The 12,572-nt window shown below is 69.3% G+C and carries 9 protein-coding genes and 1 tRNA gene; 7 read left to right on the top strand and 3 right to left on the bottom strand.

What is annotated here, in order from left to right:
* Window positions 1-25: 25 nt before the first annotated feature.
* The gene (locus Pph01_RS21050) at window positions 26-1,246 is read left to right on the top strand and encodes a glycosyltransferase (RefSeq protein ID WP_204074821.1); all 1,221 of its coding nucleotides are present in this window, start codon (window positions 26-28) and stop codon (window positions 1,244-1,246) included.
* 114 nt (window positions 1,247-1,360) lie between these two features.
* Complete coding sequence (locus tag Pph01_RS21045) at window positions 1,361-2,347, top strand: DUF8189 domain-containing protein (RefSeq protein ID WP_204074820.1); 987 nt, start codon at window positions 1,361-1,363, stop codon at window positions 2,345-2,347.
* A 188-nt stretch (window positions 2,348-2,535) separates the two neighbouring features.
* Here the strand turns inward: Pph01_RS21045 and Pph01_RS21040 are convergent, their stop codons facing one another.
* Together Pph01_RS21040 and Pph01_RS21035 are read right to left on the bottom strand one after the other, a co-directional pair.
* On the bottom strand, window positions 2,536-3,018 hold the full coding sequence (locus Pph01_RS21040) for an Hsp20/alpha crystallin family protein (RefSeq protein ID WP_204074819.1): 483 nt from the start codon (window positions 3,016-3,018) through the stop codon (window positions 2,536-2,538).
* A 266-nt stretch (window positions 3,019-3,284) separates the two neighbouring features.
* A tRNA-Leu gene (locus Pph01_RS21035) sits at window positions 3,285-3,373 on the bottom strand.
* Between the two features lie 216 nt (window positions 3,374-3,589).
* Between Pph01_RS21035 and Pph01_RS21030 the strand changes: the two genes are divergently transcribed.
* The 3 genes from Pph01_RS21030 (at window position 3,590) to Pph01_RS42865 (ending at window position 7,612) form a co-directional block, all read left to right on the top strand.
* Window positions 3,590-4,900, top strand: coding sequence for a M20/M25/M40 family metallo-hydrolase (locus tag Pph01_RS21030; protein ID WP_204074818.1), 1,311 nt, complete (start codon window positions 3,590-3,592; stop codon window positions 4,898-4,900).
* A gap of 94 nt (window positions 4,901-4,994) precedes the next feature.
* Window positions 4,995-5,618 carry a hypothetical protein gene (locus Pph01_RS21025; RefSeq protein ID WP_239116886.1) on the top strand — a complete coding sequence of 208 codons (624 nt, stop codon included), beginning with the start codon at window positions 4,995-4,997 and terminating at the stop codon, window positions 5,616-5,618.
* Between the two features lie 209 nt (window positions 5,619-5,827).
* Complete coding sequence (locus Pph01_RS42865; RefSeq protein WP_239116885.1) at window positions 5,828-7,612, top strand: chaplin family protein; 1,785 nt, start codon at window positions 5,828-5,830, stop codon at window positions 7,610-7,612.
* Window positions 7,613-7,942: 330 nt separating this feature from the next.
* On the opposite strand, the gene Pph01_RS21000 is transcribed toward Pph01_RS42865, so the two are convergent.
* Window positions 7,943-8,128 (bottom strand): DUF5703 family protein, encoded by a 186-nt coding sequence (locus Pph01_RS21000; protein WP_204074817.1) that lies wholly within the window; start codon window positions 8,126-8,128, stop codon window positions 7,943-7,945.
* Between the two features lie 283 nt (window positions 8,129-8,411).
* Between Pph01_RS21000 and topA the strand changes: the two genes are divergently transcribed.
* Window positions 8,412-11,087, top strand: coding sequence for a type I DNA topoisomerase (topA, locus tag Pph01_RS20995; protein WP_204074816.1), 2,676 nt, complete (start codon window positions 8,412-8,414; stop codon window positions 11,085-11,087).
* Between the two features lie 83 nt (window positions 11,088-11,170).
* A complete protein-coding gene (locus tag Pph01_RS20990; RefSeq protein WP_239116884.1) occupies window positions 11,171-12,517 on the top strand; it encodes a metallophosphoesterase in 1,347 nt (448 codons plus the stop codon).
* Window positions 12,518-12,572: the final 55 nt, after the last annotated feature.

The raw sequence follows: 12,572 nt of genomic DNA, 5'->3' as shown, positions 1-12,572 counted from the left end.
CCTCTTCCTGACAACGGAGTTCACAGTGGCCGAGATCATCCTTGCCGCCTCGCCCTTCCACGGGCATGTGGCGCCGATTCTGACCGTCGCCGCGGACCTGATACGCCGCGGTCATGAGGTGGCCGTGCTCACGGGCACGAAGTTCAAGAAGCGGACGGAGGCCGCCGGCGCGCGCTTCGTCCCGCTCCCCGCGGAGGCCGACATCGACGAGGGGCAGATGGACCGGGACTTCCCGGGGCGGGGCCAGTTGCCTCCCGGCCCGGCTCAGCTCGGATTCGACGTGAAGCACGTCTTCGGCGACCCGGTCCCGGCCCAGTACGATGCGCTGCGGAGCCTCCTGGCGGAGTTCCCCGCCACCGCCGTGATCAGCGATGCGCTGTTCATCGGGGCGCTGCCGCTGTCCCTGGCAGCCGAGCGGAGGTCCCGTCCGACCACCGTCGCCCTGGGCGTCTCCCCGACATTCCCGGCGACCGGCTGGGGGCCCGAGGTCGAGGTCGACGCGCAACGGCACCTGGGGGAACTGTTCCGGTCTGTGGGGGTCACCCTGCCCGGGTTCGTGCTCGCCGGCCTGATGAGCGTCCCCGACCACTACCTGCAGCTGACCGTGCCGGGGTTCGAGTTCCCCCGCGATGACCTGCCCGGTTCCTTCCGCTTCGTCGGCCCGCTGCCGCCGGCCCCCGCCCCGGCCTTCGACCGGCCGTCGTGGTGGAAGGAACTCCTCGACGACCGTCCTGTGGTGGTCACCACGCAGGGGACGTTCGCCAACACCGACCTGGAAGAGCTGGTCGTCCCCACACTGCGCGTCCTCGCCGATTCGGACGCCCTCGTCGTGGCCGCCACCGCGCGCTCGGGCGGCGCCGAGCTGGTGCGGGCCGCCATGGGGGAGGTGCCGGCCAACGCCCGCGTCGCCGACTTCATCCCCTTCGACCTGCTGCTGCCGCACGCCGACGTCCTTGTCACCAACGGCGGCTACGGCGGAGTGCACACCGCCCTCCGGCACGGCGTCCCCCTGGTCGTCGGGGGCGCGACCGAGGACAAGCCGCGGATCGCCGCCCGGGTCGAGTGGAGCGGCACGGGCGTCAACCTGGGCACCGCCACGCCCGACGACGCCGCGCTCCGCACGGCTGTGGACACCGTCCTGTCCACGCCCTCCTACCGGGCCCGCGCCCAGGAACTACGCGAGGAGTTCGGCCGCTTCGACGCGCTCCAGTCGATCGCCGACCTCGTCGAAGGACCGGCCCGGTAGACGGCCTGACACCACCCGGTATCTGAACCAACCCGGCCGGGAGCGCATGCGCTCCACGGCTTCTCCGGCATGCCCTCATCCCGGGCATCGCCATGCACCTCAGAAAGGAAACAAGTGAACCTCATCAGAAAACGCTCCGGGAGGAAACTCCTGGGGGCGATGATGTCGGTCCTCCTGCTGCTCTTCTCCGTGGCCGTCGCGCCGGGCGCGCAGGCGGCAGAGAGCGATTACGGCCCGTTCGTCGGTGGTTACGGCGGCACGACGTCCACCACACCGGCCGTGGTCTCGATTCCCGGCCGCGTCATCACGGTCATCAGAAACGCGGACGGCACGGTCTCCTGGTCGGTCAACCCGGGAATCAACACATCGAACTTCAGGCCCATCCCGGGTGGATGGAGGACGCCGTTCGCTCCCACGGCGATCGCCTACAACGGCCTGCTTCACGTGTTCATCCGTGGGAGCTCCGATAACAGAATTTATTACGCCATCCTCACCGACGACCAGAACAATCAGTGGACCCCCTGGATGTCCATACCGACGGTGACGTCGCTGGGCTCCCCCTCGCTCGTCGTGCTGAACGGGCGGTTGCACGTCTTCTATACCGGCATGAACAACCGCTTCTATCGGCTCGAATATGACGGCAGTTGGCGTGTTCTGAGCACGGAGATCCCGGGAAACGGCACCTCCGCCTCTCCGCTCACCGCCGTGCAGTACGGCGGCGGCGGGATTCAGCAAGTCCTTCTGCTTCACCGCGGCAACGACAACCGCGTGTACCGGCAGACATGGAATCCGACCAACAACAGGTTCGACGGGTGGCGGGTCACGGGAGACGTCCAGACGACGGTGAGGGTCGCCGCCGCTGCGGATCCGGACTATCCGAACGTCATCGAGTTGGCGGCGCGGGGAACCGATGGGCTGATCCGGCTGGCGACCCTGACGGACGATCAGCTGACCTACCCGTGGCACCCCACGATCGGCGGTAACTACTACACCGACGCGGCCCCCACGCTGTACAGCCCCGCGTCGGTCGCCGCGTTCGTGGTCTATCTGGTGATCACGCTGAGGGGTTACAACGACATGTGGATGAAGAGGGCGCTCTGACCGTTTGACGGCGCCGCTGCCCGGCATATTGGTCGGGTCTCCACCCGGTGCGTTTCCGTCGCTCCGCGGCGTACGCGGCGCGAGTGTGGACGGCGGCGCCCTCCGAACGCGCCCAAACGATGAACGGGCCCGGCCCCACGTGGGGGCCGGGCCCGTTCGTCAGGGGTTGCCGGTCGGTGCGTGCCATGTCATGCGGCGATCTGCTTGCCGTCCTCGCCGCCGGAGGTGACGGCGATTCGCCGCGGCTCCGCTCCGGCGTGGGCGCCGGCCACCCGGACGCTCAGGACGCCCGCGTCGTACGACGCCGTCACCGCGTCGGCGGTCACGTGCGCCGGGAGAGCGAACGACCGCTGGAACGAGCCGTACCGCACCTCCCGCAGGGTGCGCCCGTCGCGCTCCTCGCTCTTCTCGTCGCGCCGCTCGCCGCGGACGACCAGCCGTCCACGGTCGACCTCGACCGCGACGTCCTTGTCGACGTCGATGCCGGGAAGTTCGACGCGGACCACCGCGTCGTCCCCGTCCCGGGTGACCTCCGCGGCCGGGGTGAAGCCGGTCGGCCGGGTCGTGCTCAGGGGAGTCGCCGGCGCGAAGTAGGGACCGAACGCTCTGCGCACCACGCGGTCGAATTCCGCGAACGGGTCGCGCCTGCTCCACAGGGTCAGGCTGCTCATGTGATCCTCCACGATCCGTCACTCGCCGGCCCTTGCGGCCGGCGAGGGTACCAAACATGAGTCGACCCGACTCAATTCCCGATTCGGCTCGGTTATCCGTGTGACCGATGATGTGCGGGGGATCGAGGGCGTGGGGGCTCGGTATGCCCTTCATGAGGGCGCGCCCGGAAATCGATGGGAGTCGGGATTCGCGTCCGGGGACGCCGCCGCCCCCGGGAAATGAAAAAGTCCCGAGCCTGTGACCTGCACAGATTCGGGACCGAGATTGGTGTCCGAGGGGGGACTTGAACCCCCATGCCCATCACTGGGCACTAGCACCTCAAGCTAGCGCGTCTGCCTATTCCGCCACCCGGACGTGGTGCCTGCACGCGAGACCGTCATCCCGCGTCGGCTGATACAGGTTAGCACTGTCCCATGGCTGGTTCATACCGAGAATCAGGCCGGGTACGGCTTGCGCCCGGCCCGTGGTGATGATCCGGGACGGCCGACGGCAGGATGGAGGCGCGAGCCGTTCCGGCCGCATGCCGTACGAGATCGCAAGCCGGCCCGGCAGCGAGCGCGAGGAGGCGCAATGACCCCATTGAACGGCGAGGACGAAGTCGTCGAGTTGTGTGGTGACCTCATCCGGATCGACTCGACGAACGCCGGGGACAATTCCGGTCCCGGAGAGCGGAAGGCCGCGGAATACGTGGCCGCCAAGCTCGCCGAAGTGGGCCTGGAGCCGGAGATCCTCGAGTCCGACAGCGGGCGGGCCAATGTGATCGCCCGCATCGAGGGGGCCGACCCCGGCAGGGACGGCCTGCTGCTCCACGGGCACCTGGACGTGGTGCCGTTCAACGCGGCCGACTGGCGGCACCACCCGCTGAGCGGCGAGGTCGCCGACGACTGCGTCTGGGGGCGCGGCGCGGTCGACATGAAGAACATGGACGCCATGATCCTTGCCGTCGTGCGGCAGCGCCTCAGTGCGGGACGCAAGCCCCCGCGTGACGTCGTCCTCGCCTTCACGGCCGACGAGGAGGCGGGCGGCAACTACGGCGCCCAGTGGCTGGTCGAGAACCACCGTGACCTCTTCGAGGGGTGCACGGAGGCGATCGGGGAGGTCGGCGGCTTCAGCGTGACCATGGGCGCGCAGGACGGAGGCTCGCGCCGGCTCTATCTGATCGAGGCGGCGGAGAAGGGCATCGCCTGGATGCGGCTGACGGCCAAGGGCCGGGCCGGCCACGGCTCGATGCTGAACGACGAGAACGCGGTCACCGAGCTCGCCGAGGCGGTCGGGCGTCTCGGCCGTTACGAGTGGCCCGTACGGCTCACCTCCACGGTCCAGGCCTTCTTCGACGAGGTCTTCGAGGTCGAGGTGAAGGCCGAGGACGCGGAGGCGGCGGTGGCCGAGCTCGGCCTCCTGGCCCGGATGATCGGCGCCACGCTGCGCAACACGGCCAACCCGACCATACTCGCGGCGGGATACAAGGCCAACGTCATCCCGCAGTCGGCGACCGCCCATGTCGACGGGAGGTTCCTCCCCGGCTACGAGGACGAGTTCTTCCAGACGGTCGACGAACTGCTCGGCCCGAACGTCACCCGGGAGTTCGTCTACCACGACGTGGCGGTCGAGACCCCGTTCACCGGGGACCTGGTCAAGGCGATGGCCGGCGCCCTGCACGAGGAGGACCCGGGCGCGAAGGTCGTGCCGTACACGCTCAGTGGGGGGACGGATCTCAAGGCCTTCAGCCGTCTGGGGATCCGCGGGTTCGGTTTCGCGCCCCTTCAACTTCCCCCGGACTTGGACTTCTCCGGGATGTTTCATGGCATCGACGAGCGGGTTCCGGTGGATTCGCTCCGATTTGGGGTCCGAGTTCTTGACCGATTCCTCGATTACTGCTGAGAAATCTCTTGTGATCACGTGGTGTGCGGCTACAGTGACTCTGCGTTGAGGGCGGGATCCGCACCGGGCGGACTCCACGGACTCGGGAGGTCGTGTGACGCGCACGCCGGAACTGCAGTGGGGGACGTCTGTGCCCGCCGCTGTCCGGTGCGCGGTCGACGCCCCCGAGTCCGGCAGGGGCGACCGGATGGCGCGGTTCGCGGCCGGTTCCCGTCTGGGTCCCCTTCTGGTCATCGGCGGGCTGATCGCCGTCGGATGGCTGCTCGGTGTGATCTTCGGTGTCTTCGGCACGGCGACGTCCGTGGCGCAGACGGCCCTCTCGCATGTCGCCGCCGGATCGGCGCTCTCCGATGTTCTCCCCACGGCGGACTCCAGCGGGTCGCCCGCGGCCGACGCCTACAGGGGGTCCACGGGAAGCTCCGGTGATTTCCCCACGGTGAGTGACGACGCCCCGGCGAATGCCGCGGCCATGGCGGGGCGCACGGTCGACGGGATGACCAGTCAATCGAAGCCCGTGCTCCCCTCACCGTCCACTGCGGACCACGCCCCGGAAAACCATGGGCTGGTTCCGCAGACGGGCAGTGGATCCTCCATGTTCGGGGATCTCGCGCGGCCGGTTCTCGAGCCGCGTCTCACTTCGCTGCCCGCCCCTTTGGCGGCAGTGGTTCCTCCGGTCGTCCGCACAGCGGCGGACGACCCTTCTTTCTCTCCAGACTGATCCCGCCTCAGCGCCGGCTCCCCCTTCGACGGTGGCCGGTGCCGACGCCTGCCCTGAGCCGTTCACCCACGGCCCGGCGGGCTCCGCGCGGGTGACGCGGAATCTCTCCATCTCGTGACCGACGATCCACGGTCCAGTGGTGCCTTGGCCTGGACGCATGTCTCGAGCTGTCAGGAAACCCCCTAAAGAACGACATAGGAGCATTCATTATGCGAACGTGGGCGAAGGGCTCAGCCCCCGCAGCGTTTCTCGCGGCCGGCGTCATGGCCCTCGGCAGCGGCACGGCTCACGCCGACACCGTGGGCGACGGCTCGATCGGTGGCGGCAACCAGCTCAACCTGCCGATAACCGTGCCTATCGACATCAGCGGGAACGCCGTGGCCATCGCCGGCGACGCCGACGCGTCCTCGAAGGGCGGAGCGTCGGTCCAGGGCGGGAACGGCGGAGGCATCTCGGGCCGGACCTCGGGCGCGCACAGCATCCTGGGCGGCAACCAGGTCAACGCGCCGATCACGGCGCCGATCAACGCCTGCGGCAACTCCGTGGCGATCTTCGGAAACGCCGACGCGGGCTGCAAGGGCGGCGCGTCGGTCCAGGGCTCCGGCAGGGGTGGAGCGGGTCACAACGTCACCTCGGGCCGCTCGTCGATCCTGGGCGGCAACCAGATCATCGCTCCCATCACCGCGCCGATCAACGTCTGCGGCAACTCCGTCGCGGTCCTCGGCAGGTCGTTCTCCGGCTGCCAGGGCGGCGCGTCCGTCTCCGGCGGCGGCCACGGTCACGGCGGCTACGGCGGCTGGAAGGGCGGCGGTCACGGGGGCTGGAAGGGCGGTTGGAAGGGCAACGGCGGCTCGACCGGCCGCAACGTCACCGACGGCCGTTCCTCCGTGGGCGGCGGCAACCAGGTGGTCGCGCCGATCACCGCTCCGGTGAACGTCTGCGGCAACGCGATCGGCAACGGCAGCGCGAGCTGCGGCGGCGGCGCCGGCGTCAAGTACCCCACGCCCGGCGGCTGGAGCGGTCGCAACGTCACCGACGGCCGTTCCTCCATCGGGGGCGGCAACCAGGTGGTCGCGCCGATCACCCTGCCGATCAACATCTGCGGCAACGCCGTTGCTCTGCTCGGCGACGCCTTCGGCGGCTGCAAGGGCGGCGCGTCCGTGAAGGGCGCCTGGTGGGCCCAGAGCGGGTCGGGCCACAACGTCACCTCGGGCGGCTCGTCGATCCTTGGCGGGAACCAGGTCGTGGCGCCCATCACCGCCCCCGTCAACCTCTGCGGCAACGCCGTCGCGGTGCTGGGCCGGTCGAACGCGAACTGCGCCGGCGGCGCCTCGGTGCTCGGCGGTGTCGGCGGAGGCCGCAACACCACCTCGGGTCGGTACGGAATCCTCGCGGGCAACCAGATCATCGCCCCGATCACGGCTCCGGTGAACGTGTGCGGGAACGCCGTCGCCGTTCTGGGCGACGCCGCGGCAGGCTGCCTGGGCGGCGCCCAGGTCGGCTCGAACCACGGCCGGTACGACCACCGCGGCTGGGGCCGTCCCCAGCACCAGGCCGCGTCCCGTGACGGGATGTCCGCGCTCCCCGCCGTTCCGGCCCTGTCGGGGCTGAAGGAGGCCAACGGCGTGCGGCAGATGAGCGCCGCGGCGACTCCGTCGGCGCCGGCCGTCGGCGACCTGCCGAGCATGACGGGCCTCCCGGCGCTGCCGGGCGCTCCCGACGCGCTGCCCAGCGGCAGCCTGGACAAGACGGCGCGGACCCTCACGGGCAAGAACACCGTCAGCGGCGTGACCGACACGCTGCCGACGGGCGACCTCGACGAGACGACCGACGCGCTGCCCCTCAAGAACCTCGGTCTGATGAGCGCGGAGCAGCCGGTCGGCGTGACCGGCATGAACTCCGGTTCGCTCGCCGCCCTGCTCCTTGGTGCCATGTTCGCCGCTTCGGCGAGCCTGTTCGCCGTGACCCGGCGCGTCCGCGTCGGCCGGAAGTGACGTCTGTCCGAAGCGACTCCGGCCGGGGACGACCCGGCCGGAACTGATCCCAGCCGGAACTCGTTCCGGCTGGATGTGGCGCCAAGCCCTTCACAGCTTTTCGCCGGAAGCACCCTCGGTAGAGGTCGTACTGGCGGAAAGTAACAAATATCACTCGTCCACGTCAGGGTGAGGGACGGCACATCAGCCGCCCGTTCCGCCCCTGGCGCGGACGACCAGAGACGCTCCCCCGCCGCCCAGGCGGTGGTGAGCAAAGATGCTTTGCCCGTTCCGGGGGCGCGGCCCGGGGCGGGCAAAGCGCATTTGGCCGGTCCGTCGCGTGAGTATTACTCACATGGTGCGAACTGCGCGGATGACTTTGCGCCGCAGGCGGACACGTCTGCTCCCATCGGGATACAGGCGCAGCCGGTCGATCTCCCAGCTTCCGTGCTGGGCGTGCTCTGTCAGCATCTGCCTGGCTATCTCCCGCGGGGTGCCGCGTGGCAGATAGATGTCCATGTAGGAGTAATCCAGCACAGCGATTAGTCTCCGAGGGGCGTGCTAGGGAACCCGAACGGCTCTATTCTGCGTCCTCGTGGATAACGGGTCCAGGCGGGTTAGATCCCCGGACAGAACCGGGTAGCCCGAGGGGGAAGGACTTGCGGATCCAGGTACCTTCAAATCGGCTCCCTGACCGGGGACGAACGAGGCGGCAGGCGCCGGGCCGCCCGGGGTCAGAGGGACGAAGGACGCCAGTGGTCGGGAACGCAAGGCCCGAAAGCACGGGGAACGAACAGCGAACAGCGAGGTAGGAAGCAGCGTGCCAGCCAATAACGGCAACGCCGGCGGAACCCGCCTGGTGATCGTCGAGTCGCCTGCCAAGGCGAAGACGATCGCCGGGTACCTCGGGCGCGGCTACATCGTGGAGTCCAGCATCGGGCACATCCGTGACCTTCCGGAGAAGGCCGATGACATCCCGGAGAAGTTCAAGGGTGAGGCCTGGGCGCGTCTCGGTGTCAACGTCGACCATGAGTTCGAGCCGCTGTACGTCGTCAACCCTGACAAGAGGTCTCAGGTCTCCAAGCTGAAGCAGCTGCTCAAGGAGGCCGACGAGCTCTACCTCGCCACTGACGAGGACCGCGAGGGCGAGGCCATCGCGTGGCACCTCCGCGAGGTGCTCAAGCCCAAGATCCCGGTGCACCGGATGGTCTTCCACGAGATCACCCCGCACGCCATCCAGGACGCGGTGTCCAACCCGCGCGACCTCAACCTCCGGTTGGTCGACGCCCAGGAGACCCGCCGCATCCTCGACCGTCTCTACGGCTACGAGGTCAGCCCCGTCCTGTGGAAGAAGGTCAAGCCGAAGTTGTCGGCCGGCCGGGTGCAGTCGGTGGCGACGCGGCTCGTGGTCGAGCGTGAGCGGGAGCGCATGGCGTTCACCGCCGCCAACTACTGGGACCTGCAGGCGCTGTTCGACACGGGCCGCTCGTCCGACGACCCGAGCACCTTCACGGCCTCGCTGACCGGGGTCGACGGCAAGCGCGTCGCCCAGGGCCGCGACTTCACGTCGCAGGGCACGCTGAAGGGCACGGGCGTCCTCCACCTCGACGAGGCGTCCGCCAGAGCCCTGGCGGGCAGGCTCTCCGCCACCTCCTACGCCGTCCGATCCGTCGAGCGCAAGCCGTACACGCGAAAGCCGTACGCGCCGTTCCGGACCACGACGCTGCAGCAGGAGGCGAGCCGCAAGCTGGGCTTCTCCGCGAAGTACACGATGCAGATCGCCCAGCGGCTCTACGAGAACGGCTTCATCACCTACATGCGTACCGACAGCATCACGCTGTCGGAGACGGCCGTCGCCGCCGCGCGGGGCCAGGCCATCAAGCTGTACGGCTCGGCCTACGTGCCCGACAAGCCGCGGGTCTACACGAGCAAGGTCAAGAACGCCCAGGAGGCCCACGAGGCGATCCGCCCGTCCGGCGAGGAGTTCCGCACGCCCGGTGAGACCGGGTTGTCCGGCGACATGTTCCGCCTGTACGAGCTGATCTGGCAGCGGACGGTCGCCTCCCAGATGAAGGACGCCGTCGGCGAGTCGGTGTCGGTCAAGGTCGCCGGCGCGTCCAGCACCGGGGAGAACGTCGAGTTCAGCGCCACCGGCCGGACGATCACGTTCTACGGGTTCCTCAAGGCGTACGTCGAGGGAGCCGACGACCCGTCCACCGACAGGGACGACTCGGAGAAGCGCCTGCCGAACCTGACCGAGGGCGACCGCCTGACGGCCAGGGACCTGACCGCGCTGGGCCACTCGACCAAGCCGCCCGCCCGCTACACCGAGGCGTCGCTGGTCAAGGAGCTGGAAGACCGCGAGATCGGCCGCCCGTCGACGTACGCGTCGATCATCGGGACGATCCTCGACCGGGGGTACGTCTTCAAGAAGGGCACCGCGCTGGTGCCGTCGTTCCTGGCCTTCGCCGTGGTCAACCTGCTGGAGCAGCACTTCGGCAACCTCGTCGACTACGACTTCACCGCCGACATGGAGAAGGTCCTCGACGACATCGCCAACGACCGGGCGGAGCGGGTTCCCGAGCTGCGCCGGTTCTACTACGGCGAAGAGGGCGACGAGGGACTCAAGGAGATGGTCACCGACCTCGGCGAGATCGACGCCAAGGAGATCAGCTCGTTCCCGATCAGGGGCAGCGACATCGTGATCAGGGTCGGCCGGTACGGGCCGTACCTCGACCGCGAGGGCGCCCGGGTGAACATCCCGGAGGACATGACCCCCGACGAGCTGACCGCCGACAAGGCCGAGGAGCTCTTCTCGCGTCCGAACGGCGATCGCGAGCTCGGTGTCGACCCGGCCACCGGCCGCACGATCGTGGCCAAGGACGGCCGGTTCGGCCCGTACGTCACCGAGATCCTGCCGGAGGAGCAGCCGCCCGCCGACACGAAGAAGCGGACCAGGAAGGCCGACGTCGTCAAGCCGCGCACCGGCTCGCTGTTCAAGACGATGTCCCTGGACACGATCACTCTTCAGCAGGCGCTGATGTTGCTGACGCTTCCCCGCGTGGTCGGTGAGATCGACGGCGAGGAGGTGACCGCGCAGAACGGCAGGTTCGGCCCGTACATCAAGAAGGGCACGGACTCCAGGTCTCTCGCGTCGGAGGACGACCTGCTGACGGTCACGATCGAGCAGGCCAAGGAGTTGTTCGCACAGCCGAAGCCGCGTGGGCGCGGCCGTGCGGCGGCCGCCCCGCCACTGCGGGAGCTCGGCGTGGATCCGAACTCGAAGAAGCCGGTCGTGGTGAAGGAGGGCCGCTTCGGGCCCTACGTCACCGACGGGGAGACCAACGCGTCCCTCCGCAAGGGCGACGGTGTCGAAGAGATCACGATTGAGCGTGCGGCCGAACTGCTCGCCGAGCGCAGGGAGCGGGCGCCGGCTCCGAAGCGGACCTCTACCAGGGCGAAGACGACCACGAAGAAGCCCGCCGCCAAGTCCTAGGGCGGCGGCGGGTCCGCGTGTGCGGCGCGCTTGTCGGCGGTAGCTCGTAGCATCGTCGTCAGCCGGGTCGAGGGGAGTCCGTCGTGGGGTTTGGGATCGCCATCGTGGTGGCCGTGGCGGTCGTGCACTACTACCTGTGGCGACGCGTGATCCGGCCGGCGACGGCGCCGGGATCGCGTACGCGGCGGGTGGCGGTGTGGGCCTTGTTCCTGCTGGCCGCCCCGCTGGTGCTGACCCGTGCCGGCGGCCGGATCTTCGGCACCGGATTCGAGCACTTCATCGCCTGGCCGGGATACCTGTGGCTGGCGATCATGTTCTATCTGCTGGTGTTCTCGCTGGTCCTGGAGATTCCGCGCGCCCTCGCCCTGCTGGTGGTGCGGCGGATCGAGCGCCGCGAGGCGTCTGCGGCCGGTGCGGCCGCCCCTGCCTCCCAGAACGAGTTGCCGGTGGCGGCCCTGGCGGCTTCCGGAGCGTCCACTTCAGAGGTCGCCTCGGGGGCCTCGTCTCCCGCCTCCGCTGACGTCACATCGCAGGACGGCCGCCAGGAAGACGCGGCTCCCGCCGTCCCCGCGCCCGGCCGGATCGACCGGCGGATGTTCATCGCCCGCACGGCCTCCGCGGTCGTCGGCGTGGGCGCGCTCGCCACCGTCGGATACGGCGTGGCCACCGCTCTGGGCGACCCGGTCGTCGAGCGGGTCCCGATCCGCCTGCCCCGGCTGGACCCGCGGATGAACGGGCTGCGCATCGCCGTGGTCAGCGACATCCACCTCGGCCCGCTGACGGGAATCGGCCACACCGAGCGCATCACCAGGATGATCAACGGGCTCCAGGCGGACGTGGTCACGATCGTGGGAGACCTGGTCGACGGCAGCGTCGCCGAGCTCGGCGCGCTGGCCGCCCCGCTCAAGGATCTGGAATCCCGCTACGGGGCGTATTTCGTGACCGGCAACCACGAGTACTACACCTCTGAAGGGCCCCAGGAATGGATCGAGGAGCTCGACTCCCTGGGCGTACGGTCGTTGCGCAACGAGCGAGTTGAGATCAGCCACAACGGGGCCGTGCTCGATCTCGCCGGGGTCAACGACCTCAACGGCGCGTCGTACGGAGACGGCCCCGACTTCGACAAGGCGCTGGCCGGCCGGGACGCCGCAAGGCCGGTCGTGTTGCTCGCGCACCAGCCGGTCCAGGTCGAGACGGCCGCCGGCCACGGCGTCGACCTGCAGCTTTCCGGGCACACCCACGGCGGCCAGATCGCGCCGTTCAACCTGGTCGTCAAGCTGCAGCAGCCCGTGGTGGCGGGTCTGGCGGCGTTCCCCCGGACGGGCGGTGGCGAGACTCAGGTGTACGTCACCAGGGGAGCCGGTTACTGGGGACCGCCGGTCCGTGTCGGCGCTCCGCCCGAGATCACCCTCGTCGAACTGCACGCCTGAGTCCCCGGCGGGTTAGGCCCTGGGCATATCTGTAGGAAAGGGATAGAAGAAGGTG

This window comes from Planotetraspora phitsanulokensis, from assembly GCF_016863295.1.
GTDB lineage: Bacteria > Actinomycetota > Actinomycetes > Streptosporangiales > Streptosporangiaceae > Planotetraspora > Planotetraspora phitsanulokensis.
The sequence above is the reverse complement of the archived record's forward strand: the minus strand, read 5'-3'. Positions and strand labels throughout refer to the sequence as shown.